At 62.1% G+C, this 26058-nt stretch carries 31 protein-coding genes; all 31 read left to right on the top strand.

The genetic code is table 11. The features are described 5' to 3' along the window. The first annotated feature begins 2 nt into the window (after positions 1 to 2). The 31 genes from V0R37_RS14970 (at position 3) to V0R37_RS14820 (ending at position 26057) form a co-directional block, all read left to right on the top strand. Positions 3 to 1517, top strand: coding sequence for a heme biosynthesis HemY N-terminal domain-containing protein (locus tag V0R37_RS14970; RefSeq protein WP_420375284.1), 1515 nt, complete (start codon positions 3 to 5; stop codon positions 1515 to 1517). Between the two features lie 39 nt (positions 1518 to 1556). Further along, positions 1557 to 2093 (top strand): inorganic diphosphatase, encoded by a 537-nt coding sequence (gene ppa / locus V0R37_RS14965; protein ID WP_420375283.1) that lies wholly within the window; start codon positions 1557 to 1559, stop codon positions 2091 to 2093. After that, positions 2093 to 2800, top strand: a complete 708-nt coding sequence (locus tag V0R37_RS14960) for a fumarylacetoacetate hydrolase family protein (RefSeq protein WP_420375282.1) — start codon at positions 2093 to 2095, stop codon at positions 2798 to 2800. Before ppa ends, V0R37_RS14960 begins: the two co-directional genes overlap by 1 nt. A 37-nt stretch (positions 2801 to 2837) precedes the next feature. Next, positions 2838 to 2969: an entericidin A/B family lipoprotein gene (locus tag V0R37_RS14955; protein WP_420375281.1), complete on the top strand. Its 132-nt coding sequence runs from the start codon at positions 2838 to 2840 to the stop codon at positions 2967 to 2969. 277 nt (positions 2970 to 3246) lie between these two features. Further along, complete coding sequence (phnC, locus tag V0R37_RS14950; RefSeq protein WP_420375280.1) at positions 3247 to 4080, top strand: phosphonate ABC transporter ATP-binding protein; 834 nt, start codon at positions 3247 to 3249, stop codon at positions 4078 to 4080. 77 nt (positions 4081 to 4157) lie between these two features. Further along, positions 4158 to 5162, top strand: a complete 1005-nt coding sequence (gene phnD, locus V0R37_RS14945; RefSeq protein ID WP_420375279.1) for a phosphonate ABC transporter substrate-binding protein — start codon at positions 4158 to 4160, stop codon at positions 5160 to 5162. A 65-nt stretch (positions 5163 to 5227) separates the two neighbouring features. Continuing rightward, on the top strand, positions 5228 to 6028 hold the full coding sequence (phnE, locus tag V0R37_RS14940) for a phosphonate ABC transporter, permease protein PhnE (RefSeq protein ID WP_420375278.1): 801 nt from the start codon (positions 5228 to 5230) through the stop codon (positions 6026 to 6028). A gap of 30 nt (positions 6029 to 6058) precedes the next feature. After that, positions 6059 to 6781, top strand: coding sequence for a phosphonate metabolism transcriptional regulator PhnF (gene phnF / locus V0R37_RS14935; protein ID WP_420375277.1), 723 nt, complete (start codon positions 6059 to 6061; stop codon positions 6779 to 6781). Continuing rightward, positions 6771 to 7226 carry a phosphonate C-P lyase system protein PhnG gene (phnG, locus tag V0R37_RS14930; protein ID WP_420375276.1) on the top strand — a complete coding sequence of 152 codons (456 nt, stop codon included), beginning with the start codon at positions 6771 to 6773 and terminating at the stop codon, positions 7224 to 7226. Before phnF ends, phnG begins: the two co-directional genes overlap by 11 nt. Further along, positions 7226 to 7822 carry a phosphonate C-P lyase system protein PhnH gene (phnH, locus tag V0R37_RS14925; protein ID WP_420375275.1) on the top strand — a complete coding sequence of 199 codons (597 nt, stop codon included), beginning with the start codon at positions 7226 to 7228 and terminating at the stop codon, positions 7820 to 7822. The genes phnG and phnH overlap by 1 nt, the downstream gene beginning before the upstream one ends. Beyond that, complete coding sequence (locus tag V0R37_RS14920; protein ID WP_420375274.1) at positions 7823 to 8917, top strand: carbon-phosphorus lyase complex subunit; 1095 nt, start codon at positions 7823 to 7825, stop codon at positions 8915 to 8917. Beyond that, the gene (locus V0R37_RS14915) at positions 8914 to 9786 is read left to right on the top strand and encodes an alpha-D-ribose 1-methylphosphonate 5-phosphate C-P-lyase PhnJ (RefSeq protein WP_420375273.1); all 873 of its coding nucleotides are present in this window, start codon (positions 8914 to 8916) and stop codon (positions 9784 to 9786) included. The genes V0R37_RS14920 and V0R37_RS14915 overlap by 4 nt, the downstream gene beginning before the upstream one ends. Continuing rightward, on the top strand, positions 9783 to 10553 hold the full coding sequence (gene phnK, locus V0R37_RS14910; protein ID WP_420375272.1) for a phosphonate C-P lyase system protein PhnK: 771 nt from the start codon (positions 9783 to 9785) through the stop codon (positions 10551 to 10553). Before V0R37_RS14915 ends, phnK begins: the two co-directional genes overlap by 4 nt. A gap of 10 nt (positions 10554 to 10563) precedes the next feature. Next, complete coding sequence (gene phnL / locus V0R37_RS14905) at positions 10564 to 11268, top strand: phosphonate C-P lyase system protein PhnL (protein ID WP_420375271.1); 705 nt, start codon at positions 10564 to 10566, stop codon at positions 11266 to 11268. Continuing rightward, a complete protein-coding gene (locus V0R37_RS14900) occupies positions 11258 to 12403 on the top strand; it encodes an alpha-D-ribose 1-methylphosphonate 5-triphosphate diphosphatase (RefSeq protein WP_420375270.1) in 1146 nt (381 codons plus the stop codon). The genes phnL and V0R37_RS14900 overlap by 11 nt, the downstream gene beginning before the upstream one ends. After that, complete coding sequence (phnN, locus tag V0R37_RS14895) at positions 12403 to 13014, top strand: phosphonate metabolism protein/1,5-bisphosphokinase (PRPP-forming) PhnN (RefSeq protein WP_420375269.1); 612 nt, start codon at positions 12403 to 12405, stop codon at positions 13012 to 13014. Before V0R37_RS14900 ends, phnN begins: the two co-directional genes overlap by 1 nt. Next, the gene (gene phnP / locus V0R37_RS14890; RefSeq protein WP_420375268.1) at positions 13004 to 13756 is read left to right on the top strand and encodes a phosphonate metabolism protein PhnP; all 753 of its coding nucleotides are present in this window, start codon (positions 13004 to 13006) and stop codon (positions 13754 to 13756) included. Before phnN ends, phnP begins: the two co-directional genes overlap by 11 nt. Before the next feature lie 93 nt (positions 13757 to 13849). Next, a complete protein-coding gene (locus tag V0R37_RS14885) occupies positions 13850 to 14149 on the top strand; it encodes a hypothetical protein (protein ID WP_420375267.1) in 300 nt (99 codons plus the stop codon). Beyond that, on the top strand, positions 14149 to 14577 hold the full coding sequence (locus tag V0R37_RS14880; RefSeq protein WP_420375266.1) for a type II toxin-antitoxin system VapC family toxin: 429 nt from the start codon (positions 14149 to 14151) through the stop codon (positions 14575 to 14577). Before V0R37_RS14885 ends, V0R37_RS14880 begins: the two co-directional genes overlap by 1 nt. A 227-nt stretch (positions 14578 to 14804) precedes the next feature. Further along, positions 14805 to 15035 (top strand): hypothetical protein, encoded by a 231-nt coding sequence (locus V0R37_RS14875; RefSeq protein WP_420375341.1) that lies wholly within the window; start codon positions 14805 to 14807, stop codon positions 15033 to 15035. After that, positions 15032 to 16366: a hypothetical protein gene (locus V0R37_RS14870; protein WP_420375265.1), complete on the top strand. Its 1335-nt coding sequence runs from the start codon at positions 15032 to 15034 to the stop codon at positions 16364 to 16366. The genes V0R37_RS14875 and V0R37_RS14870 overlap by 4 nt, the downstream gene beginning before the upstream one ends. Next, positions 16363 to 17154 carry a hypothetical protein gene (locus tag V0R37_RS14865; protein ID WP_420375264.1) on the top strand — a complete coding sequence of 264 codons (792 nt, stop codon included), beginning with the start codon at positions 16363 to 16365 and terminating at the stop codon, positions 17152 to 17154. Before V0R37_RS14870 ends, V0R37_RS14865 begins: the two co-directional genes overlap by 4 nt. Next, positions 17144 to 17881, top strand: a complete 738-nt coding sequence (locus V0R37_RS14860) for a hypothetical protein (protein ID WP_420375263.1) — start codon at positions 17144 to 17146, stop codon at positions 17879 to 17881. The genes V0R37_RS14865 and V0R37_RS14860 overlap by 11 nt, the downstream gene beginning before the upstream one ends. Before the next feature lie 17 nt (positions 17882 to 17898). After that, a complete protein-coding gene (gene cpaB / locus V0R37_RS14855) occupies positions 17899 to 18879 on the top strand; it encodes a Flp pilus assembly protein CpaB (protein ID WP_420375262.1) in 981 nt (326 codons plus the stop codon). Between the two features lie 9 nt (positions 18880 to 18888). Beyond that, entirely contained in the window at positions 18889 to 20334 is a 1446-nt protein-coding gene (locus V0R37_RS14850) for a type II and III secretion system protein family protein (protein WP_420375261.1), read from the top strand. A 3-nt stretch (positions 20335 to 20337) separates the two neighbouring features. After that, positions 20338 to 22065 carry a TadA family conjugal transfer-associated ATPase gene (locus tag V0R37_RS14845; RefSeq protein WP_420375260.1) on the top strand — a complete coding sequence of 576 codons (1728 nt, stop codon included), beginning with the start codon at positions 20338 to 20340 and terminating at the stop codon, positions 22063 to 22065. 53 nt (positions 22066 to 22118) lie between these two features. Beyond that, positions 22119 to 22964 (top strand): type II secretion system F family protein, encoded by an 846-nt coding sequence (locus tag V0R37_RS14840; protein ID WP_420375259.1) that lies wholly within the window; start codon positions 22119 to 22121, stop codon positions 22962 to 22964. 329 nt (positions 22965 to 23293) lie between these two features. Then, positions 23294 to 23854, top strand: a complete 561-nt coding sequence (locus V0R37_RS14835) for a type II secretion system F family protein (RefSeq protein WP_420375258.1) — start codon at positions 23294 to 23296, stop codon at positions 23852 to 23854. Continuing rightward, positions 23794 to 24267 (top strand): DUF192 domain-containing protein, encoded by a 474-nt coding sequence (locus V0R37_RS14830; protein ID WP_420375257.1) that lies wholly within the window; start codon positions 23794 to 23796, stop codon positions 24265 to 24267. Before V0R37_RS14835 ends, V0R37_RS14830 begins: the two co-directional genes overlap by 61 nt. 81 nt (positions 24268 to 24348) lie before the next feature. Continuing rightward, positions 24349 to 25179: an ABC transporter ATP-binding protein gene (locus tag V0R37_RS14825; protein WP_420375256.1), complete on the top strand. Its 831-nt coding sequence runs from the start codon at positions 24349 to 24351 to the stop codon at positions 25177 to 25179. Further along, positions 25179 to 26057: a branched-chain amino acid ABC transporter permease gene (locus tag V0R37_RS14820; RefSeq protein ID WP_420375255.1), complete on the top strand. Its 879-nt coding sequence runs from the start codon at positions 25179 to 25181 to the stop codon at positions 26055 to 26057. The genes V0R37_RS14825 and V0R37_RS14820 overlap by 1 nt, the downstream gene beginning before the upstream one ends. Position 26058: the final 1 nt, after the last annotated feature.

Below are 26058 nucleotides of genomic sequence, written 5' to 3'. Positions count from 1 at the left end.
CCATGAAAGCCTGGTTCTGGACACTGCTGGTATTCATCGCCGCCGTCGCCCTGGCGCTGGTGCTGCGCGATCACAGCGGCAACGTGCTCATCATCGCCCAACCCTGGCGGATCGAGCTTTCGCTGACCTTGGCGGTATTGCTGATACTGGCCAGCTTCATCATCTTGTACATTGTCTTGCGCGCGCTGGCCTGGATAGGCGGCGGCCCCGAGCGTTTCCGCTCCTGGCGCAGCCTGCGTTCGCAGAAGCGCGAGCACGAGCTGCTGGAAAGCGGCTGGATCAATGTGCTGGAAGGGCGCTATACCGAAGCCGAGAAAGACTTGTCGCGGCTGCTGGGCAAGACTCGCTCGGGCAGCCGCAAGGTGCTGGCCGGGCTGGCTTCGGCGCGCGCTTCGCATCACCTGGGCGAGTTCGAACGGCGCGACCAGGCGCTGGCGCTGGCGCGGGAAAGCGCCGGCAACGACCCGCGCCTGCGCGAGGCGGCCGCCACCGTGGCCGCCGAAATGTATCTGGACCAGAATCGCCCGCAAGACGCCCTGGTGCTGCTGCAGCCCTTGCAGGATGCCAATTCGCGTTACTTCCACGCCACCCGCCTCTTGTTGCGCGCGCACCGGCAGTTGCGCAACGACGACCGTGTCTACGAATTGACGCGCTTGCTGGCGCGCCGCGGCATCCTGGAAAAATCCGAGTCCTTGCAGCTTATCGAGACATCGGCGGCCGCGCGTTTGCAGGCCGGCGGCCCGGAAGGCTTCAAGGCCATCTGGGGCGACTTGAAATCCGACGAGCGGACGCTGCCCGACATCGCCCTGGCGGCGGCCGGCATCCAGCAGTCGCAAGGCAATATCGACGAAGCCTCGCGCATTCTTGAAGCAGCCCTGCAGGTTCGGCTGGAGCCCCGCTTGCTCAATGCCTATTCGCAATGCCCGCCCGAGCATGTCGCGCGGCGGCTTAGCAAGGCCGAGCTCTGGCTCAAGTCCAATCCCGACGATTCGTCCTTGCTGGCGGCGCTGGGCAATCTTTGCCTGACCGGCGAACTATGGGGGCAGGGCGAGCATTACCTGCTGCGCAGCATGAAGCTGCGCAGCGATATGCGCATCCATGCCTTGCTGGGCAATCTGTATGACCGCCTGGGCCGGGCCGACGATGCCGCCCGGCATTGGCGCCTGGCTTCCGGCGTGGCGGGCGTACTGCCTGTGCTGCCGACCAGCCGGGCCCTGCCGGCCGCCGACACGCGCGGCGATCCCACCCTGATCGATGTCGGGCGCATGCCCCAGGCGCGCGTCCTGCGCGATATGGCGGTGCCTGTGGCCGCCAGCGCCGCCGATTTCGCCGGCGACGAACTGGGCGATTCGGTGGCGGCGTCGGTTCTGGCGCCGGAGCCTCCGCCGCCCGATATCCCTTCATCCGCCACCGCCGGCGAAGCCGGGCTTGACGAATATTTCGACAGCGCCCCGATTCCCGGCGTTGACGTGTCCCAGACATCCGACCGCCCTGCGCGAGGGCCCAGTCGAACCTGAGTTCTTTTTACATTCATATCCTTAAGGTCAGAACCTAGCATGAGTTTAGAGCGCGTACCCGCCGGCACCAACCTGCCGGAAGAATTCAACGTCATCATCGAAATTCCCATGAATGCGGATCCGGTCAAATACGAAGTCGATAAAGACTCCGGCTCCGTGTTCGTCGACCGCTTCATGCTGACGGCCATGCATTATCCTTGCAACTACGGCTATATTCCGCAAACCATTTCCGACGATGGCGACCCCGTGGACGTGCTGGTGCTGGCTCCCTTCCCGGTGCAAGTGGGCGCGGTGATCCGCTCGCGCGCGATCGGCGTGCTGCACATGGATGACGAAGCCGGCGGCGACGCAAAGCTGCTGGCTGTGCCGGTGGACAAGCTGTACCCTCCCTACCGCAACATCAAAAGCCCCGACGACCTGCCTGTCGAAGAGCTGGCCCGCATCCAGCACTTTTTCGAACACTACAAAGACCTGGAAAAGGGCAAGTGGGTAAAAGTGAAGGGCTGGGACGGCAAGGAAGCCGCGCTCAAGGAAATCCGCGACGGCGCCGAGCGCTATGCAAAAGGAAGCAAATAATGACAACGACCATTATTCCAGCCCATCCCGTTGCCGCCTTGCCGGTCGCCGGGTCCGATGCCGTCTTTCCCGTGCGCCGCGTCTACTGCGTGGGCCGCAACTATGCCGAGCATGCCAAGGAAATGGGCTTCACCGGCCGCGAAGACCCTTTCTTCTTCTGCAAGCCCGCCGATGCGCTGCTCAATGTGGCCGACGGCCAGACGGGCGCCATGCCTTACCCTCCCAAGACCTCGAATCTGCATTACGAGATCGAACTGGTCGTGGCGCTGGACAAGGGCGGGCGCGACCTGACCGTTGAACAGGCGGCGGCCTGCGTATGGGGCTATGCCATCGGCCTGGACATGACGCGCCGCGACCTGCAGGGCGAAGCCAAGAAACAGGGTCGTCCCTGGGAAGTGGGCAAGGCCTTTGATCTGTCCGCGCCCATAGGCCCCCTGCATCCGCGCAGCAAGGTCGGCACGCTGGATTCCGGTGCGATCTCGCTAAGCGTGAACGGCACGGTCAAGCAGTCCAGCGACTTGTCGCAGATGATCTGGAATGTGGCTGAATCCATCGCCTATCTGTCGGGCCTGTTCGAACTGAAAGCCGGCGACATCATCTTCACGGGCACGCCCGAAGGCGTCGGTCCGGTCGTGGCGGGCGACACCATGGTCGGTGCCGTTTCCGGCCTGGGCGAATTGCATGTAAAAGTGGCGAACCCATCGTAGAATAGCGCCACTGCAATACTATAAAAAGGAATTCGCCATGGGCACGAAAATTCTGGCTTCACTGGCCTTGCTGGGCTGCCTGCTGATGGCGGGCTGCGCCAACACGGTAGCCGGCGCAGGGGAAGACATCAGCAACGTCGGCCACGCCATTACCAAGTCCACGAAGTAAACGCCGTAAAAAGGCAGTAAACGAAAAGCCCCGTTCATGTTTGAACGGGGCTTTTTTTTATTCGCGGCCGGGGCGATAAGCAGCCGGCCCGCAACCCTCGCGGTCCGGGCGATAAGCGCCTCTGCATGGGAAATCGCGCCACGCGGGCCTTCCATCCTATCGCCCCGACTGAGTCCGTTCACAAAACTGTCACCTCAGATTCATCCCCTGGTCATACGCGCTTTCTAAGATGCGAGGCATCAAAGGCGGCGTGCCGCCTGGCTTTCTGGGGAAACATATGGACTCGGTAATCCGTGTCGACGGCTTGAACAAAAGTTTCGGCGGCAAACAGGTTCTGTTCAATCTGGGCCTGGCCGTGCAGCCGGGCGAAATGGTCGCCTTGATCGGCGCGTCGGGCTCGGGCAAGTCGACCTTGCTGCGCCACCTGGCGGGCCTGGCCTGCGGCGACCGCAACGATGCAAGCTGCATACATGTGCTGGGACAGCCCGTTCAAGCGGCGGGCCGCCTGAACGGCCAGGTGCGCCGCCTGCGGGCCGACATCGGCTACATCTTCCAGCAATTCAATCTGGTGGGCCGCCTTAGCGTGCTGAGCAATGTGCTGCTGGGCCATCTGGGCCGCATACCGCGCTGGCGCGGCTCGCTGGGCTTGTTCAACGCCGAGGAAAAAGACCGCGCCATGGCCGCGCTGGAGCGGGTGGGGCTTGCCCAGTACGCGCACCGCCGCGCTTCCACCCTGTCGGGCGGCCAGCAGCAGCGCGTTGCGATAGCCCGCGCATTGAGCCAACAGGCTGAAGTGATTCTGGCCGACGAGCCGATTGCATCGCTGGATCCCGAATCGGCGCGCAAGGTCATGGATATCCTGGCCGATATCAATCAGCGCGACGGCAAGACGGTGGTGGTTACGCTACACCAGGTGGACTATGCCGTCCGCTATTGCGAACGCGTTGTGGCCCTGAAATCGGGCCATGTCCATTTTGACGGCTCGGTCGATGCATTGAGCGGTCCCTTTCTGAATGAGTTGTACGGCGGCGATCTGGACACGTCCCTGTTGTTTCCAGAGCCGGCGCAACGACGTGCCCCGTCACATCGCATATCCCTTGTCGCCGCCTGATTCATCACGCGGGCAAGGGAGTATTTTTCACCCGGCTTGTCTAGACAAGTCAACGAAGCACTACCTGGAGTATTGATATGTTTAAAGGCATGCATAAAGCCCTTCTGGCTTCCGCCGTAGCCGGCATGACCCTGTGCGGAGCCGCGAATGCCGCGGAACCCAAGGAACTGAACTTCGGCATTATTTCAACCGAGTCCTCGCAGAATCTGAAGGCCCAGTGGGATCCCTTCCTGGCCGAGATGAGCAAGCGTACCGGCATGAAAATCAATTCCTTCTTTGCTCCCGACTACGCCGGCATCATCCAGGGCATGCGTTTCAATAAAGTGGACGTCGCCTGGTACGGCAATAAGTCCGCCATGGAAGCGGTGGATCGCGCGGGCGGCGAAATCTTCGCCCAAACAGTGGCGGCCAATGGCAATCCGGGCTACTGGAGCCTGCTGATCGCGCACAAGAGCAGCCCTATCAATTCAGTGGAAGACATGCTGAAGAATGCCAAGACCCTGACCTTCGGCAATGGCGACCCCAACTCGACCTCGGGCTATCTGGTTCCCGGCTATTACGTGTTCGCCAAGAACAATGTCGAAGCCAACAAGATATTCAAGCGCACCCTGAATGCCAGCCATGAAGTCAATGCCTTGAGCGTGGCCAACAAGCAGGTCGACGTGGCCACCTTCAACACCGAAGGCATGGAGCGTCTGCAGGAAACCAATCCGGCCAAGGCGGCCGAGCTGAAGGTCATCTGGAAGTCGCCGCTGATTCCGGCCGATCCCATCGTATGGCGCAAGAACCTGCCCGAGGAAACCAAGAAGAAGATCAACGATTTCTTCACCAACTACGGCGCCAACGAGAAAGAGCTTGCCGTGCTGGCCGGTTTGCAGTGGGGCAAGTTCCGCGCTTCGACCGACGACCAGTTGCTGCCCATACGCCAGCTGGAGCTGTTCAAGCAGCGCAGCCAGGTCAGTGTCGACAGCACGCTCAATGACGCTGAAAAGCAGGCCAGGCTGAAGGATATCGATGCCAGCCTTGAAAAGCTGTCGGCGCGCATGGATGCGCTCGACAAGAAAGTGGCCAGCGCCAAGTAGGCAATGGAAAAGGGCGCCGCCTGCGCTGTGCCGCAGGCCGCCCACCCGAAACCAGGAACATTCAAATGACCACACTTGCGTCCGCTACGGGCTCCGGCCAGGCCCCCGCCAATGGCCGTTCATGGCGGCAATGGCTGGGCTGGGCCGTGGTGGCCCTTATCCTGGCCTGGTCCTGGAACGGCGCCGAAATGAATCCGGCCATGTTGTGGCGGGACGCCGACAACATGCGGGTATTCCTGGCTGATTTTTTTCCGCCCGATTTCCGGTATTGGCGGCTGTACCTGAGCGAAATGCTCGTCACCGTGCAGATCGCGGTGTGGGGCACGGCACTGGCCATTGTCTGCTCGATCCCCCTGGGGATACTGTGTTCCGAGAATATTGCGCCATGGTGGATATGCCAGCCCGTCCGACGGGTCATGGATGCCTTTCGCTCCATCAATGAAATGGTCTTCGCCATGCTGTTCGTGGTGGCCGTCGGCCTGGGGCCTTTTGCCGGCGTCATGGCGCTGTTCATCGGAACCACCGGCGTGCTGGCCAAGCTGTTTGCCGAAGCGGTCGAAGCCATCGATCCCGGGCCGGTCGAAGGCGTGCGCGCCACTGGCGCCAGCGCCTTGCAGGAAGTCATCTACGGTGTCATACCGCAAGTGCTGCCCCTGTGGATCTCGTATTCGCTGTACCGCTTCGAGTCGAACGTGCGCTCGGCCACCGTCGTCGGCATGGTCGGCGCGGGCGGCATAGGCGTCACCTTGTGGGAAGCCATACGCGGTTTCCAGCTGGCCCAGACCTGCGCCATTCTGATCATCATCATTATCGCCGTCAGCGTCATCGACATCGTGTCGCAGCGCTTGCGCAAGCATTTCATTTAACGCATGGGGCTTCGATGCCCTTTATTGGCTATGGACTTGTCTAGACAGGAAGTGCCCAGGTATATGGAGCTGGCCAAGGTGCTGCGCAGCGAGCTGGGCACATATCGGAGCGGGGATTATCTGCCCTCCGAAACACAGCTGGCGCAGCGCTTCGGCGTGAACCGCCACACCTTGCGGCGCGCGGTGGATGTGCTGATTCTGGAAGGCAGCGTGTTGCGCCACAAGGGGCGCGGCACCTGCGTGCTGCCCAGGCCCATTGTCTATCCCGTCAGTGCGGCCAGTGCCTACAGCAAGACGCTGTCGGACATGGGTTTCCGCTCGAAGGCAATATTGCTGGGCCGACGCCAGCGGCCGGCCCACCCGGACGAAGCCCGCGACCTGGCGCTTGCGCCGCAAGAGGCCGTGCTTGAGCTGCAGACCTTGCGCATGCTGGACGAACAACCGATCAGTCTGATCACGCATTGTTTTGCGGCCCGGCATCAGGAGACCCTTGGCGACTACGGCGGCGGCTCCATGCGGCAGCACCTGGAACAGAAAAACATCGTGCTCAAGCGGGTGTCGACATTGATCGGCGCCCGGACCCCCACGCAGCAGGATGCGATCCGCCTGCTCATGCCGCGCCATACGCCAGTGCTGAGCATACGCACGCTATCCAGTGATGCGTCCGGCGTGCCGTTCGAGCTGTCCCGCTCGGTCAGCCGCGCCGACCGTTTCCAGTACCACGTTATTTCCGGAGAACGACATGAGGATTGAAGAGGGCGCGCAAAGCGCCTTGAACCCGCGCCAACGATGGATGCGCATTCTTGCGCGTGCCGGCGCACGGCTGCAAGCCTATAGCGATGAACTGCGCACGCCCGAGCATCGTTTCATACGCCCCGCCGAGGCGGGCATGGTCATGGTGCGCGGCCGGGTGGGCGCAAGCGGCGGAGCGTTCAACCTGGGCGAAATGACCGTGACCCGCTGCGTCGTGCAATTGGTTGACGGCTGCACGGGCCACAGCTATGTCGCGGGCCGCAGCAGGCCGCATGCGGAGCTGGCGGCCCTGGCCGATGCGCTTTTGCAAAGCCCGCAGGCTGCGCGCTGGATGGCGCTGGTGGATACGCTGGAGCAGGAACAGGCCGCCAGCCGCGCGGGGCGGGCGGCGCAGAGCGCCGCCACCAAGGTGGATTTCACCACGCTGGTACGAGGAGAAGACTGATGAGGGACAGTATGTTGCAACCGGCCATGCCGGATCCTGTCACGGCCATGCAAAGGGTGTTCCGCCTGGCGCTCAACGCCATGTCGGAGCCCGGCACCCTACAGCGCGTGGACCATGTGCCCGAGCTGGACAGGCTGGCGCCGGCCACCTATGCGCTGTGCCTGACGCTGCTGGACGCCGATACGCCGGTATGGATTGCGCCGTTGCTCGATACGCCGGCGCTGCGGGCCAACCTGGCGTTTCATTGTGCATGCCCCGTCGTCCAGGCTCGCGAGGATGCCGCCTTTGCGGTACTGACCGTGGACGAACTGGACAAGCTTTCCGGCTTCAACATCGGCACCGACAGGGATCCGGATATTTCCTGCACGCTGCTGGTTCAGCTGGACAGCCTGGAAGAGGGCGCGGCCACATCCTGGCGCGGGCCCGGCATATTGAACAAGCGCGTCATGCGCCTGCCGGTGGCCGCCGGCTTCTGGACCCGGCGCAGCCAGCATGGCTTCCCCAAGGGCCTGGATATGTTTTTTACCGCCGGGCGGGAAATGACGGGGCTGCCTCGCAGCACCCGCGTACAGCCCGCCGTTCAAGGAGTGATCTGAATGTATGTAGCCGTAAAGGGTGGCGAAAAAGCCATCGACAATGCGCATGCCTTGCTGGCCCGCAAACGGCGCGGCGATACGTCGATTCCGGTCTTGACCGTGGAACAGATACGCGAGCAGATGCCCTTGGCCGTTGCCCGTGTGATGGGCGAGGGCTCTTTGTTCGACGAGGAGCTGGCGGCGCTGGCCATCAAGCAGGCGGCCGGCGATTTGCCCGAGGCCATTTTCCTGCTGCGCGCCTACCGGACGACATTGCCGCGCTTCATGGCCAGCCTGCCCCTGCAGACCGAGGCCATGGCCATCGAGCGCCGCATATCGGCCACCTTCAAGGATCTGCCGGGCGGCCAGTTGCTGGGACCCACATTCGACTACACCCATCGGCTGCTGGATTTCGCCTTGCTGGCCGATGGCGCGGTTCCGGACCTGGAAGCCGGCGCTGCGGAACCGGCCCAGAGCTGTCCCAGGGTGGTGGACATGCTGGCGGAGGAAGGCCTGGTGTCCCTGGAAGCGGACAGGGGCGGCGCCGTGCCCGACATTACCCGCGAGCCGCTGGATTTTCCCACCAACCGGGCGCAGCGCCTGCAGGCGCTGGCGCGCGGCGACGAAGGCTTTCTGCTGGCCCTGGCTTATTCGACCCAGCGCGGCTATGGCCGCAACCACCCCTTCGCGGGCGAGATACGCATAGGACTGGTCGAGGTATGGATAGAGCCCGAAGAGCTGGGCTTTCCCATTGCCGTTGGCGACATCGAGATCAGCGAGTGCGAAATGATCAATCAGTTCGTGGGCAGCAAGAGCCAGCCGGCGCAGTTCACCCGAGGCTACGGCCTGGCCTTCGGCCATGCCGAGCGCAAGGCCATGGGCATGGCGCTGGTCGATCGCGCCCTGCGCGCCAACGAGTATCAGGAAGACATCGAATCGCCGGCCCAGCAAGAGGAATTCGTGCTGATGCATTGCGACAACGTCGAGGCGGCGGGCTTCGTCTCGCACTTGAAGCTGCCCCATTACGTGGACTTTCAATCGGAACTGGATCTGATCCGGAAACTGCGGCGCGCCTCGGTTGGCGATGCCGAACTGGACAAGGAAAAAACAGCATGAGCGGCGTGAATCAGGACGCGGGAATCGAGCGGGGCTACAACTTCGCCTACCTGGATGAGCAAACCAAGCGCGGCTTGCGGCGCGGCTTGCTGAAGGCGGTGGCCATCCCGGGCTATCAGGTGCCGTTCGGCGGGCGCGAAATGCCCCTGCCCTACGGCTGGGGCACGGGCGGCATGCAGGTGACCGCCGCCATACTGGGCGGCGACGATGTGCTGAAGGTGATCGACCAGGGCGCCGACGACACCACCAACGCGGTCTCGATACGGCGGTTTTTCGTGCGCACGGCGGGTGTCAAAACCACCGAGCGCACGGACGAGGCGACCCTGATCCAGACCCGCCACCGCGTGCCCGAGATACCCTTGCGCCCGGGGCAGATCATGGTCTTTCAAGTGCCCATACCCGAGCCGCTGCGCTTCATCGAGCCCTCGGATTCCGAGACGCGCAGCATGCATGCGCTGAACGACTATGGCGTGATGCATGTAAAGCTGTACGAAGACATCGCCACCTATGGCCATATCGCCACCACCTACGCCTATCCGGTCATGGTGGACGAGCGCTACGTGATGGACCCGTCGCCCATCCCCAAGTTCGACAACCCCAAGCTGGACATGAGCCCGGCCCTGATGCTGTTTGGCGCCGGCCGGGAAAAGCGGCTGTACGCCGTTCCGCCCTACACATTGGTGAGCAGCCTGGACTTCGAGGACCATCCTTTTGAAATCCCCGTCTGGGACCAGTGCTGCGCCTTTTGCGGCAGCTCCGATTCCTACCTGGATGAACTGATCGTCGACGATGCGGGCACGCGCAGCTTCGTGTGCTCCGACACCGACTACTGCGGCCAGCGCCGCAGCGCACAGGAGAGCGCGCAATGAACCCCTTGCTATCGGTACGCGACCTGACCCTGTTGTACGGCCCCGAGAAGGGATGCCAAGGCGTCAGTTTCGATCTATACCCCGGCGAGGTGCTGGGCATCGTCGGAGAATCCGGTTCGGGCAAGTCGACCCTGCTAAGCGTACTGTCGGGGCGCAGCGCGCCGGACCGCGGCGCCATCGCCTATCGCGATACGCAGGGCCGCCAAGTGGACCTTTATCAGGCCAGCGAGGCCTACCGGCGGACCTTGCTGCGCACGGAATGGGGCTTTGTCGAACAGAATCCGCGCGACGGCCTGCGCATGAGCGTATCGGCCGGCGCCAATATCGGCGAAAGGCTGATGGCCCAGGGCGTTCGCCATTACGGCCAACTGCGCCAGGCCAGCCTGGACTGGCTCGCGCAGGTGGAGATTGATCCGCAGCGCATCGACGATCTGCCGCGCACCTTCTCCGGCGGCATGCAGCAGCGATTGCAGATCGCCCGCAACCTGGTGTCGCGGCCGCGCCTGATCTTCATGGACGAGCCCACCGGCGGCCTGGACGTTTCCGTGCAGGCGCATTTGCTTGATCTGCTGCGCGGCCTGGTCCGTGAACTGCAGTTGGCGGTGGTCATCGTGACCCACGACCTGGCCGTGGCGCGCCTGCTGGCCGACCGCCTGATGGTCATGCGCCGTTCGCGCGTGGTGGAAGCCGGATTGACCGACCAGATACTGGACGATCCGCAACATGCCTACAGCCAGTTGCTGGTGTCTTCGGTTTTACAGCCTTGAGGTGAATACGATGGAAGCTGTCATGGAAGTGAATGGACTGGCCAAGGAATTCGTGTTGCACCAGCAGCACGGCGTGGTCTTGAATGTATTGCACGGCCTGGACTTTACGCTGATGCCGGGCGAGTGCCTGGTCTTGCACGGCCGCTCGGGCGCGGGCAAGTCGACCCTGCTGCGCACCCTGTACGGCAATTATCTGCCGGCGGCCGGCAGCATACGGATACGGCACGAAGGCCAAATGATGGAAATGGTGGGCGCCGAACCGCGCCAGACGCTGGCCCTGCGCCGCGTCACGCTGGGCTATGTCAGCCAGTTCCTGCGCGTCATCCCCCGGGTCAATTGCCTGAATGTCGTCATGGAGCCGGCGCTGGCGCGCGGCCAGGCGCCCGTCCAGGCCCGGGCGCGCGCCATGGAGCTGCTTGATCGCCTGAGCATACCTGAACGCCTTTGGGCCCTGGCGCCCGGCACGTTCTCGGGCGGCGAGCAGCAGCGGGTCAATATCGCGCGCAGCTTCATCGTGCCCTGGCCCGTGCTGCTGCTGGACGAGCCCACCGCGTCGCTGGACGACGCCAACAGCGCCGTGGTGCTGGAGCTGATCGCCCAGGCCAAGGCCGCCGGCTCGGCCCTTATCGCGATTTCACACGATGGCAAGACCCGCGATTCGATGGCGGACCGCTATCTGGACATGACAACGAAGGAGCTGGCTTATGCAAGCTGAGCAGATATTCACCAATGCCCGCGTGGTGACGGACACCGAAGTCTTCCTGGGCACGGTCGCCGTGCGCGACGGCCTTATCCACGATGTTGGCACGGGCGGCAGCCAGCTACCGCAGGCGCAGGACCTGGAAGGCGACTACCTGATGCCCGGATTGATCGAACTGCATACCGACAACCTGGAAAAGTACATGAACCCGCGCCCGGGCGTGGACTGGCCGTCGGAATCGGCCGTTCTGGCCCACGACGCGCAAATCGTGTCCGCCGGCATTACCACCGTGTTCGACGCGCTGGCCATCGGTGAGGTCAACCCCAAGGGCAACCGCCTGCGCCAACTGCCCATCATGTTGCAGGCCATCACCCAGGCCGAGAAGCAGGGCCACACCCGGGCCGAGCATCGCCTGCATCTGCGCTGCGAGCTCAGCCACGAGAAAACGCTGGACATCTTCAACGAGCTGGTGGAAAGCCCCCTGGTGCAGCTGGTGTCCGTCATGGATCATTCGCCCGGCCAGCGGCAGTTCGTGAAGTTCGAGAAGTATCGCGAGTATTATCAAGGCAAGTACCATTTGAACGACGCCGAAATGGACGCCTTCATCGAACAGCAGGTCGAGAACTCGCGCCGCTACAGCGACAGCTATCGGCGTTCCATCGTGCACGAATGCCGCGAGCGCCGGCTGTCGGTGGCCAGCCACGACGATGCCACGCCCGAACACGCGCAGGAATCGGCCGACTACGGCATGAGCATCGCCGAGTTCCCCACCACGGTCGAAGCGGCCGCCCTTAGCCACAAGCTGGGCCTGAAGGTGTTGATGGGCGCGCCCAATATCGTGCGCGGCGGTTCTCATTCGGGCAACGTGGCCGCCGCCGAACTGGCCGGCCATGGCGTGCTGGACATCCTGTCCAGCGACTACTATCCATCCAGCCTGTTGCAGGCGGCGCGCATACTGGCCGACCAGGCGCAAGGCTATGACCTGCCCAAAGCGGTGGCCGCCATCAGCCTGGCGCCGGCCAGGGCGGCGGGCCTGGACGACCGGGGAGAAATCCGCAAGGGATTGCGGGCCGACCTGCTGCGCGTGGGTGCGCATGGCAAGCAGTTCGTGGTGAATCACGTGTGGCGCGGCGGCCGGCGGGTGTTCTGATGGCGGGACGGCTTATCTACCTGATGGGGCCGTCGGGCTCGGGCAAGGACACAGTACTGGAAGGCGTATTCAGCCTGATGGGCCACGGCTGCTACCTGGCTCCCCGCGTCGTGACCCGGCCCTACACCGATACCGAGCGCGGCTCGATACCGGTCTCGGCCAGCGAATTCGCCAGCATGGAATCCTGCGGCCTGCTGGCCATGGCCTGGCATGCAAACGGCCTGGCCTATGGCGTGCTGCGCGACATCAACGACAAGCTGGTGGCGGGCTGCGATGTATTGGTGAACGGTTCGCGTCAGTATCTGCCCGAGGCGCGCAAGCGCTACCAGGACCTGGTGCCGGTGCTGCTGTGCGTGGACGAGCGGCAACTGCTGCTTCGCCTGCATGCGCGCGGCCGCGAAAGCGGCGAACAGATCCAGGCGCGGCTGATGCGCAATGCGAATCTTGCCGTGCTGGACGACGCGCCCGGAGCGCGGCCTGTGGCGCTGATCGACAATTCCGGCAAGGCCGATGACGCCATCCGGGCCTTGTACGAATACTTGAACGAGTCCGGCACCGGCCGACGCGTGAACCCTTCAAGGGGAGGGCATAGCCATCGCCATGCGACTTAGCCTGCTGGGCACCGGCAGCGCTGCCCAGGTGCCTGTCTACAACTGCGGCTGCGCCGCCTGCCAACGCGCCCGAACGGCGCCGCAGCACCGCCGCGGCCCGTGTTCCGCATTGATCGAATGCGGGACGGGGCGTTGGCTGATCGATGCCGGCCTGACCGATCTGACGGAGCGTTTTCCGCCGGGCAGCCTTAGCGGCATCATTCAAACCCACTACCACGCCGACCATGCGCAGGGGCTGCTGCATTTGCGCTGGGGCAGAGGCTTGCGCATACCCGTACTGGGTCCGCCCGACCCGGAAGGCCTGGCCGACCTGTACAAGCACCCCGGCATCCTGGATTTTTCGCGGAAACTAAAGGCATTCGAGCCGGTGTCTTTGGATGGGCTGACAGTGACGCCGCTGCCCTTGATGCATTCCAAGCTGACCTATGGCTATGTGTTCGACGATGGCGCGCAGCGCCATGCCTACCTGACCGATACGGTGGGGCTGCCGCCGGACACCCTGGATTATCTGAAGCCGAGGCCGTTGGATCTATTGGTGCTGGATTGCTCGTATCCGCCCATGCCGGATGCGCCGCGCAACCATAACGATCTGACTCGGGCATTGGAGATTGTGTCTTCCATGAGCATAAAGAAAACCGTGCTGACGCATATAGGCCATGATTTCGATACTTGGCTGATGGAGCATGGCGATACGCTGCCGACAGGTGTTCTTGTGGGGGCTGACGGCGACGTATTTGGCTAGCTGATGACAAAAGGCACACACCTCCCACGAAATCCTATCCTTGATAAAATTCAGGTATCTGGATATATTACTGGTAAGGACAGGAGGTCATCTATGAGCACTTCGCAGAACCGCGCGATCCGCAGCTATCGGACTCGTCTCAGTGAACGCGGCCTTGCGCGTTTTGAGGTGTTGGGCCGCGATACAGACCGCGACCTGATCCGATCATTGGCGCGTCGACTGGCTCAGGATGGACCTGAAGCTTCACGGCTGCGCGCTGCTGTTAAGCGGACGATCACGGGCGAACCGGGACAGAAAGGCGGCATTCTGGCTGCCTTGCGACGCTCACCTCTGGTTGATGCGGATCTTGATTTGAGGCGTACACGCGAAGAAGGGCGTCCGGTTGAATTCTGATGCGCTATCTTCTTGATACCAATATCATTAGCAACGTCATCAAGCCAGCTCCGTCGGAATCGTTGCTTGCATGGATGTCGGATCAGCGTGACGAGGATCTCTTTATCGCCTCTTTGACGCTCGCGGAAATCCGCCGAGGCATACTGGAAAAATCTGGCGGAAAACGGCGCGATCAACTCGAAGCCTGGTTCTCCGGACCAGAAGGTCCGCAGGCGCTTTTCTCGGGCCGCATTCTTGCGTTTGATGAAAATGCGAGTCTTATCTGGGCTCGTCTGATGGCTCAAGGTAAAACAGCAGGACAACCGAAAAGCGCACTTGACATGATTATCGCGGGCATTGCCGAGGCAAACAATTGTATTGTAGTGACCGACAACGAAAAGGATTTTGCCGGTATCGAGATATTCAATCCTCTCAGGGCAAAAGCGTAGAAATGTCGAAATATTTTTTCCAATTGTGCGAGCCACGGCGTTCACTAGCGATGTTGCCGACTGGTGATTCCTTGATCCCGATGGCGATGAATTTGGCCAACTGATCCGTTTGCCTAACTCGGGATTTCCGAATTGGCGCATGGCTTGTGTGCGGGCACACTGCAATCCTGATTGTTTGCCGGGAGAGCATCGTGCACAAAGAACGCCATGCGCAAAGCGGACAGGGCATGACCGAATACATCATCGTGGTGGCGCTGGTGGCGGTCGCGGCCATTGCGGTCTATCAAATGTTCGGGCAGGTGGTGCGCTCGCAAACGGCGGCCATGGCCAAGGAACTCGCCGGCGAAGATGGTTCCGAGCAATCGCGCATGGCGCAGTCGGCGGCCGAGGCCGCCGCCGCTCAAACCGCCGCCAAAACCCTTAAATCCTTTACAGGCAATTCAGGGGCGGGCCAATGAGCGCCCCATCGCACCGGAATGCGTCGACCGTCGCGCAGCAAGGGCAGGCCATGGTGCTGGGCATGCTGCTGGCGGGAATCGCCCTGATCGCCTTCGTTCGTTACTTTTCAACCGGACAGGTGGTCGCCGCAAAGGCCAGGCAGCTTCATGCGCTGGATGCGGCCACCTACAGTGGCGCATTGATCCAGGCTCGAGCCCTTAACATGATGGCCTACATCAATCGCGCGCATGTGGGGCATCAGCTTGCACTGGCGCACCTGGTCACGCTTGGATCATGGGCCGCCCTGGGTGGTACGCAGGCGCGTCAGCTGGGTACCGGCAATCCGCCGCTTCATCTCATTGCCATGCTGTTCGGGCCTGGCCATGGAGCGGCCTACGCGGCGGCAAGCAAGGCCTATGGCCTGGAGCATCTTGCCGGATCCCAAGGCGGACTGGCACAGGCCTACTCCGCTCACGATCACGCCATCCGCAATGTATTGGCACGTGTCCAGGGCGACATCGCCCGCGAACTTCCGCAAACCCGGTGGGCGGGAATGCAAGCGGTGCTGGGCCACAATTATCCGGGCGTCGCGCCGGGCTCAAGCTTTGACCTGACTATCGATGACGACAACTGGCCAGGCTATGTGCAGGCATATTCGGGCCATGGGCCTTTGCGCGGCCTGGTGGACGAGGTTGCGCAGATGTACGGTTTCCTGTCGGCGCGCAATCACACTGCCTCCAATCCATGGATGGTGGATGGGCGCTGTCCCGCATCCAGGCATCAATTGCGCCGTCGCGGCGATACCCTACTGGATGCTCAAGGCCGATGGCAATCCATTGATACCGAATCCTTTCACGCCCTGCGATCCAACCGCTGGATAGGCTGTTACCACCGGGAATATGCCATGGGGTGGGGCTGGATTCCCAGCGCGGCATCACAGACTATGGATCAGCCTCATGTCGATGACCCTCCGGATGATTTCTCGGCTCAGGATTTCTGGCGTTGGGTCCAAGAAGCGACCGACTGGAACATCGCATCGGGCAACGCAAATCCATTGGCTAATTCAAAAGCCTCCGCCGCCCGGCAGCGTTGGCGGGGCGGCGGCCTGCCTGCCTACATCGATACGGCAGGCAACGTGATCGATCGGACCTTGCAGTTCAGTGTGAGCCTCAGGCATGCAGGCCCCCAGGACCTTGTCGTCACGGCACGCAGCGCCGCCGAGACGTACTATCAGCGACCCGAAGCGCGCGGCGACGGGCTTCGCGAGACGGGTAATCTGTTCCATCCCTATTGGCAGGCAAGACTTGTGGCGCATTACCGTTCGCCATGGCTGCAAAGGTTGCGGCCATGACAAGCTCTCATTTGCGCATACCTGCGGCTACGATCACCCGCCAGCCTCTTACCCCCAGGCAAAGAGGCCAGGCGATGGCGGAAGGCATTGCCGTGCTGGGCGTGCTGCTTTCCGCTTATGGAGCCATAGCGTGGCTGGGGCGCTTTCAGGATATGGCCTTGTCGGCGCAGCATGCCAGCCGATATGCCGCGTTCCAACAGGCGAGGGCCGGTACCGCGATCAAGCCAGGGGATGTCACCCAGCATTTTTTTTCCGGGCCGGCCCATCAGTGGGCCGATCGCCGTGGGCAGCTTGTGTTGGGCGATAAGGGCAACGGCGTCGGACTGTCCATCCGCCGGCAAGTCCTGGGCTCTTATGCGCAGCCGGGCGGGCAAAGCGAATCCGCTGACGCCTTGCGCAATGATTGGGGCATACAGGATTCCGGCGTACTGCATGTCGGTGTATCGCTGTCGGGCATTTTGCCGCTGTGGGACCATGATTCGGAAAAATCCGTCGGGTACCACGCTGATATCGGCTATCCGCCCATGAGCCGGCATACGGCCATCCTGACCGGTGCCGGTCATGCCTCCGGCGATACGCAAGTCCAACAGGTACTGGCGCAGTCCCAGCTTGCCTGGAGCAGCAGTGCCGACACCTCCTACACCACCGGCGGCAGAATTGCAGCCATCATGAACCCGGTGGACTCGGCTTGGGATCGCCCCGCGCCCGAGTTTGACTGGCTGGCTTCTTGGGCGGGACGGGTGCCTCAGCATCATCTAATCACTACAGGGAGGCAGCATGATCGATGATTCCGGCCCCCATGTCGGCCACGGCAAGGTGAGCTTCGAACGGCGGCGGCCGGCGGGTCGGAGGCTTCGCCTTGGCTTGCTGGCATGCATCTGGATGTCTCCCGCCGCCTGGGCCGTTCCAGCCGTGCCGGAGCGCCTGAATTCACTTGTCGTGCAAGGACTGCGCTGGGAGCCCGTTCAATCCATGTCCATGTCAGGTGTTCCCACGCACTTCAAGTCTTTTTCATCCGATGAAGCGATGCTTACGGTGGCTCGATCGTTGGCCGCTCACTCCGGTCTTTTCCAGCGCGTCCTGGCAGTCAAGGACACGATCATCTTGTCGGGATTGCAGGCCGATTGGCATTGGCTCGCCCAGGTAGATACCGTGGCGGCAGGTGCGGCGGGCTATGTATCGGCAATGCGCATCGGCCTGGATTCGATCAACGGCGGGCAGGCCGATGTTGAACCTGGATTCACATGGTTGCCGGCGCCGGCACAGCGTCGGTTTGCTTACCGCAGCAGCTCACCTTCGCCAACGGTGGCGCAGTATGTCTACAGCATAGGCTTGCCCATGCAGGCACTTACCGCCTATGTCCGCCGGCAGTTGCGCGCTGAAGGCTGGGAGGCCGAACCGACCATCGCCGGGCTGGCCGGCCATAGCGCCTGGCGGCGGTCAACGTCCCGCCTGATGTTGTTTCCGCAAGAGAGGCCTTCGGGTACCGACTTGTATATCCATCATGTTGAATAGATCACAAGGGAGATTCCATGCGGCTGTTCGTATTCAACCGGTCGGTGGCCATGCTGCTGTTTGCTCTGGCAGCCGGAGTGTGTTCAGCTTGGGCCGCAAGGCAGTATCTTCAAGACCGTGTCCAGCTTATCGAGGCCCGGGCCAAGGTCCCCATGGCCCAGCGCATCGTCGCCGCCCACGATCTGCCGGCGGGAACCCGTCTTGAGCCAGCGCATCTGGTGATACGGTCATTTCCAGCCGCTTTGGTTTCCAGCGACAGCCTTCCGCCCGAACGCTATACCGAACTTAGCGGCACAGTGCTCCGTACGCCATTGCGTTCGGGCGATCCGGTCTTGCCGGTTCATGCGGCGGCACACGAGGCGGGCGCGTTCTCCAGCTATCTGGCTTCGGGGCGGCGGGCCATCACGATGCCTGTAGATGCCATCAATTCAGTGTCAGGACTGCTGCAGCCCGGCGATCTCATTGATCTATATGTTTCGTTTGAATATCAACGGCGGCGGATTACCGCACCCTTGCTGCAAGGCGTCCTGGTTCTCGCCACAGGGGCTACCACGCAGCATGCACCGGGCTCTGGAAACAAACCGCCGGCTCCTTATGCCACGGTGACTCTCGACACCGCGCCCGAGGATGCTGTCAAGCTGGTGGCGGCCAGACAAAGCGGGGTCATTACGGCCGTATTGCGGCCGCCGCATGATGGCGAATCGACGCAGAAGGCGGTACGCGGCGATCTGGCCAGCCTGCTTGGTGTCAATCGGCCGCCGCCGGCGGCATCAAGAAAAGTTCCGGTCCTGTACGGCAACCAGGCCGTGCGCAGCGTACCCAGGCTGATTCCATCGGCGGCGGCCTCTCAGGCCGCTGGCGTATTCGATCTGCCTTATGCTCCGGAACTGGTCAGCGCATGGATGCGCGAGGCAGCCCAAGGGCCGATGCCTGGCACTCTGGCCGATGCAAGTTTGTCTGATCTGCGCAGCGCCCTCGACGGCGTCGTATCGGAATAGGGCGCGGTCATGATGCGCCCATCCCGATTATTTCTATGCTGTCTGCTGTTGCTGGCGACATCGATCTGTTCAGCGGCAAGGCGGGACAGTCTGCTCAGCTTGCAGGCAGGCGAAGTCAAGGTGCTGGCAATACCTGACGTGGCGCGGGTAGCGGTCGGGGATGGGCATGTAATCAATGCGGTCGCCACCGATGACAAGGAAGTAATTGTGTTTGCACGCAACGAAGGGTCCAGCACCCTGCAGATATGGTCCGAAACCGGGCGTCGGCATCATTACCAGGTCGATGTCACGCCAGAGGGCACGCGGCGGATCCAACAAGAGCTGCGCAGTGTCCTAGAACGTATCCCGCATGCCCGGATATCGGTGGTCGGCGAGAAGCTGGTGGTGGAAGGGGACGATTTATCCGACGGCGATAGGGAACGCATTGCTGAGCTTTCCAAACGCTACCCCTCATTGTTGGATCTCACTGGCCAGGTTGGCTGGGATCGTATGGTGTTGCTCGATGTTCAAGTGGTAGAGGTGCCACGGGTCCAGTTGCAAGAACTGGGCTTGCGCTGGAATACCGCTACCGCGGGCGGTGTAAGCACGGGGCTGGTCTGGGACGGGGGCAGCAAAAGATGGGCCGAGCGTCCTGGCGAGGCGACAATGCCTTTGGCGTTTCCCGCCACTGCGGCGGCGGGGTACTTCGGCGTGAATGCCTTGCTTTCGGCACAGATCAATGCCATGGCGCAAACCGGCACGGCCGTTGTCCTGGCCCAACCGCAGCTGTTGGCGCGCAGCGGCGCCACCGCTGAATTTCTCGCCGGCGGAGAAGTTCCTTACTCCACCGTCGATGCCAATGGCAATGCCAATACGGCATTCAAGCCTTATGGGGTCTCGCTGCGCATCACACCCAAAATCGAACGCAATGGCGCCGTGCGTTCGCGCATCGAAGTCGAGGTCAGTTCGGTCGACACGTCTTTGTCTGTGCCTAATGGCCCATCGCTCAAAACCCGCCGGGCCGCCACGGAATTCAATGTGCGCTCCGGCCAGACCCTGGTATTGGCCGGATTTTTGTCGCGCGAGGAGTCGCGCAATGTGGACAAGGTGCCGGGACTGGGCGATATCCCCATACTGGGTCCTTTGTTCCGATCGACGCGATTCCAGCGCAATGAAACCGAGCTGGCGATCTTCGTCACGCCGGTTCTGGTGGCCGCGGATCACCCTGATCTTGAGCAGCGGATCCGCAACAGCCGTGAAATTCTCGATGCCAGCTTTCCCGAGCCGCCACGGATGAACGTGCCGGTGTCTTCCCGCGGTTCCTTGCCGGATGCGCTCGTGCCGACGCTCCAGCATTCCTGGAACCCCTGGGCCGGGGAAGGTTCTCAGTGGGGCGAGGGGCATGCTTTGCCGTTTCCTGTTGTACAGGAAAGCATCGTACGGGTAGGTACGAACCGGCAGGCCTTTACGGAGTAGGCGATGCTAGACATGGAATTGCACTTTGAAGATGGACTTGTCCAGACACGCAGTGTCGCTTTGCCGCTGGAAATAGGACGCTCGGCCAGTGCCGGCTTATGCCTGAAGGCATGGCGGGTGGCGAGGCGGCATGCCCTGCTTGAAGAAGGCGAGGGCGGTATATTCGTCGAGGATTTCGGTGCGCTTAGCGGCACGCTGGTCAATGGCCGGCGGATAACCCGCTACGGCCCGCTACGCGCAGGCGATGAAATCGTCATTGGACCTTGCCTTATTCGCCTACGTGAATTGCCCAGTATGGCAACGGCCGAATGCGCTGCAGCGCAGGCATCCGGTCTCGTGGCGATATCTCCGGCGTTGAAGGACGACGAGCCCGGGCTTGCGCAGGTTTCGAGCAAAGCCGTGAGCGTGGCTTCAAAGCAGGACGATCCTTCTTTTTCTTTACAACAGCCTTCCGACGCCTTGCTCCATCATCGGCGGCGTTTGCATACGATTTTGCTCGAAGCGCTGGACTTGCGTCGCCGTGACATCGCCGCCATGAGCGACGATGCTTTACGAGGTGAAGCGATGGTCGCCTTGGGCGAGATCATTGCTCGGGACAGCGGCTTGCCGGATTCGGTCGATCGCGCTCAGATGCTGATGGACGTGGTGAACGAGGCTGTAGGACTTGGCCCACTGGAGCCTCTGTTGGCGGATCCCGCCATCAGCGAAATCATGGTGAATCGACACGATGAAATCTTCGTGGAATCCAATGGAAGGCTGTGCCGCCATCCTGCAGCGTTCAGCAGCGAACAAGCGGTGCTGGGCGTCATTGAGCGTATTGTTTCGCCCTTGGGTCGACGCATCGATGAAAGCTCGCCCATGGTGGATGCGCGGCTGCGCGATGGGTCGCGGGTGAATGCGGTGATTGCTCCGGTGGCCCTGCGCGGCGCCAGTCTGACGATACGTAAATTTCCGCAGGCACGTCCCGACATGGAAGATCTTCTGCGTGTGGGTGCGCTGGATTGCGCCATGCGCGATTTTCTTTGTGCTTCGGTGCTGGGCAAGAAAAATGTGATTGTGTCGGGTGGAACAGGCTCGGGCAAGACGACGCTGCTGAATATATTGTCCAATTTCATTCCGGACGGCGAGCGCATTGTCACCATAGAGGATGCGGCTGAATTGCGTCTGGACCACCGGCACCTGGTGGCGTTGGAGTCCCGGCCGGCCAATCTTGAAGGCCGCGGCCGGATCGATATCCGCGATCTGGTGCGTAACGCCTTGCGTATGCGGCCCGATCGGATCGTCATCGGCGAATGCCGTGGCGGCGAAGCCTTCGATATGCTGGCCGCCATGAATACCGGGCACGAGGGTTCGTTGACGACTTTGCATGCGAACAGCCCGCGCGATGCATTGTCTCGGCTGGAAACCATGATTCTCATGGCCGGTATGGATCTGCCTTTGGCGGCGGTTCGCGAGCACATTGCCGCCAGCATCAACTTTATCGTTCAGCAGGCGCGGCTGAGCGATGGAAAACGCCGCATTACCGCTATCGTCGAGGTAACAGGGATGGAAAGCGGGCGGATACAGACCCAGGAGCTGTTCCGCTATGTTCATGGGCCCGCACCGGCGTTCACCGGTTGCGGAGTTATTCCCGAATGCTTTACCGACCGGGCCGGCCAGCCCGGCCTGCCGGTTTCGCTATTCGATCAATATACTGAATTGGCCTTGACCGACGATATCGCCAGTTTCTAAGTTGCCTGAACTCAAGGCGGCGACGACGCCCCATGGGGCAAAGGAGCCTATGCATGATCGAACTGTTTATCATCGGCGTTGCCGTGGCGATGGCGGTGCTCAGCTGGTTTCTACAACGCTCATTGAGCGGTGCCTACGCGCGCTATCGGCAAGCCTTCAAACAGGAAGCCAGCGAGCGCATGGGGGAGTTTTTCCTTTTTTTGGATCCCTCGCAACTGTGGCTGGCCAATCTTGTCGTGTGCGCTCTTGTCGTTTCGGCCAGTTATGTCCTGCTTGGCGAAGGGTGGCTTTCCGCCGCCGCAGGCGCGGCTTCCCTGGCCGCGCCTCAATACGGCATTCGGCGCTTTAGGCTGCGACGCCTGAGGAACTTCGATCGGCAACTGCCCGACATGTTGATGGCGCTGTCCGGGGCGCTGCGCGCGGGATCGGGTGTGCAGGGCGCCTTGCGCCATATCGTGGCTCAATCGCCCATACCTCTTTCTCAGGAATTTGGCTTGATGCTGCGCCAACAGCGCATGGGGCTGTCGTTCGAACACGCACTGGGCGGACTATATCAGCGCATGCCGACTGAAGGCATGGGCCTGGTAGCGTCGTCTCTCAAGATCGCCGCCCAAAGCGGCGGCAATCTGGCGGAAACGCTGGAAGGGATAGCCGTCACTTTGCGGGCCAGACTGCATCTGCTCGGACGCATTCATGCCCTGACCTCGCAGGGCCGCCTCCAGGCTTGGATCATGGCCTGTTTGCCCGCCGTTCTGGCGCTGGTTCTGTATCGCCTTGACCCGGCCGCCATGGCGGTGCTTTGGGAGACGCCGCTGGGCTGGTCGGTGCTGGGCATTATTTTCTTGCTGGAAGCTATAGGCATCTTCTTCATACTTCGCATCGTCAGTATTCAGGTATAGGCAAAAAAGGGAACGGCATGTTTTTCTGGATCAGTTGCTTTGCGGCCGGGGTGTCGTTGTGCTCGGCGGTCTGGGTACTTACACGGCCTGTGGTTGTTGGCACGCCTGATGTGGAGCCGCGCCCGGCTGGTCTGCTTCTGCGGTCGGCATGGCCGTGGGTATTGGCCATGGCTGTTATGTGCGAGCCATTCATTTCCTGGCGTACAAGGTTATCCCTGCGCCTGCGCCTGCGCACCGCCGGACTGCCTACTTTCTGGAAGCCTGAACATATCGTTGCCTTGCAGATGTTTGCGTTCGCATTTTCTGCGCTTGCGGTAGGGATGTTATGCATGCGGGGTGGACTGAACCTTGCCCAAGGCCTGCTTATGGGCCTGATTGCGGGGGCCGCATGCATGTGGTGGCCGCTACGCTGGCTTTTCGACCTGGGACGGCGTCGGCAAGGGCAGATGCTGCGCGAGCTTCCCTTCCTGTTGGATATGGCTACCTTATGCGTCGAGGCGGGGCTTAATCTGCAAGGCGCATTGCAGCAGGCGGCCCAGCACGGCCCTGAAGGGCCTTTGCGTTCGGAGTTGCGGCATGCGCTTGCGGACATGCGCGCCGGCCTGCCGCGTCTGCAAGCGCTGGATGAGCTTGCCGAACGGACAGGCCTGGCGGCGGTGCGCAGCCTGGTGACGGCCCTGACGCAGGCCGATCAACTGGGCATGAGTCTGGGGCCGTTGCTGCGCTCTCAGTCGGAGCAGCGCCGAGCCGAACGCTTTCTGCGTGCCGAAAAGCTGGCCCTGGAAGCGCCGGTGAAGATGCTTTTTCCGATGGTGTTCTGCATTTTTCCATGCACCTTTCTGATCATCGGTTTTCCCATTGCCATCAAGCTGTTCGCGGTGGACTATTGATAGGCCATCCTGGCGGCCGGCGAAGACGCGGGACCGTCTGCGCCGATGTGGATACAGGCTGTCTACGCATGGCTGTTGCCGCCACCTTTCGCCAGCGCCTGCTGGGTTTGCATGCCTATCCAGGCCTGCCATGGCATGCCGGGCTTTGCATCATCCCCTGTAACGCCGTACATACTTTCGGGCTGAGGTATGCCATCGATGTGGTGTTTCTGAATCGGCATGGCAGGGTAATCCAGTGCATGAAAGATTTGCCACCCTGGCGCGCGGCGATCTGCCTGAGGGCGGCTTGCGTGGTGGAGCTGCCGGCGGGTTATTGCGCCGCCTATCCCGATTATCCGCGCCGCATCCGCCTTGCCTTGCGTGATGCACTGCATCACAGGGAAAGCCCGAGCTTGTTTTCCAGACGGTGCTAATGCATTGTTCAACCAAGCGCTTGCTCGGTTAAGCCGGAATAGGCCAAGGGCAGGCTACAAAAAGCACATAAGGGAGACTTTGTGGAGGCTGGCAACCCTGTCCTGCGGGTAAATGGGCTTACGCTGGCGTTCGGCGGCGTCAAGGCCCTGGACGGTGTCAGCTTCAGTGTGGCGCCCGGCTCCATTACGACGGTCATCGGCCCCAACGGCGCGGGCAAGACTTCGCTGTTCAATACCATTTCCGGCTTTTACCGCCCCAACGAGGGCTCGGTGCAGTTCAAGGGCCAGGACATATCCCGCCTGCCGGCGCCCAGGCGCGCTCGGTTGGGCCTGGCGCGCAGCTTCCAGAACATCGCGCTGTTTCGCGGCATGTCGGTGCTGGACAACATCAAGCTGGGTCGCCACTGCCACCTGAAGACCAATATTCTGCAAGGCCTGTTCTACCTGGGCCCGGCCCGGCGCGAAGAGATGGCCTTGCGCGCCGATATCGAGGAACGCATCATCGACTTCCTGGAAATCGACCACATCCGCCATGCTCCGGTGTCGGCCTTGCCCTATGGTTTGCAGAAACGCGTGGAGATGGCTCGCGCCCTGGCCATGCAGCCGCAGGTGCTGATGCTGGACGAGCCGGTGGCTGGCATGAATCGCGAGGAAACCGAGGACATGGCGCGCTTCATCCTTGATGTGCGGGCGGAGTGGGGCGTTACGGTGCTGATGGTGGAGCATGACATGGGGCTGGTCATGGATCTTTCCGACCACGTGGTGGTGCTGAACTTCGGGCAGGTTATTGCCGACGGCACGCCGGCCCAGGTGCAGGCGGATCCCGAGGTCGTGCGCGCTTACTTGGGCGCGGGCGATGTGGCCGATCTGCGGCGCCGGTTGCGCGGGCCCGCAGCGGCGGGGGCGGCCTGATGGATTGGCTGTTCCTGTCCGAGGTGACGCTGGCCGGCATAGGCAGCGGCGGCCTGTACGCGCTGGCCGGGCTGGCGTTCGTGATTGTGTACAAGGCGACCCGGGTGGTCAACCTGGCCATAGGCGAAATGCTGATGATGGGCGCGTATATCTTCTTCGCTTTCGCGTCGGGCATGCAACTGCCGATCTGGCTTGCCGTGGTGCTGGCCATTGCGGCCAGCGGGGCCATGGGCGGCATTATCGAGCGCCTCGCCATCCGGCCCATGCTGGGCGAATCGCCGATTTCGGTGTTCATGGTAACGGTGGGCCTGGGCTCCATACTGGTGGGCCTGGTAGAGCTTATCTGGACGGCCGACCAGCGGCGGCTGCCCGAGTTCCTGCCTTCCGAGCCAATTTTTCTTGGCGAGGCCTTCATTTCATCCAAGGTGTTCTACAGCTTCCTGGTGGCCGTGGGGCTGGTGGCCATTGTGGTGACGCTGTTTCGCTATTGGCGCGGCGGGGTGGCCCTGCGCGCCACGGCGTCGGACCAGGGCGCCGCCTACGCCATGGGCATCAATGTGCCCAGGGTGTTCTCGCTGGCCTGGGTGGCCAGCGCGGCGCTGGCGGCTGTGGCGGGCATCGCGGTGGGCGCCATAGGCGGACTGTCTTCGTCCATGGGCATATTCGGCCTGTCGGTGCTGGTGGTGGTGATCGTTGGCGGACTGGACAGCGTGGTGGGCGCCTTGCTGGCGGGGCTTTTGATCGGGGTGGTGGAGGCTTGGGCCGGCGCCTATCTGGGCGGGGAGTACAAGCTGCTGCTTACCTTCATTGTGCTGGTGGTGGTGTTGATGCTCAGGCCCTACGGCCTGTTCGGCACCCGTGAAATCGAAAGGCTCTGAT

Origin of the sequence: Pollutimonas rozaliensis, assembly GCF_048751585.1 — a bacterium.
GTDB lineage: Bacteria > Pseudomonadota > Gammaproteobacteria > Burkholderiales > Burkholderiaceae_B.
This window is presented reverse-complemented; position numbering and strand designations above follow the sequence as displayed.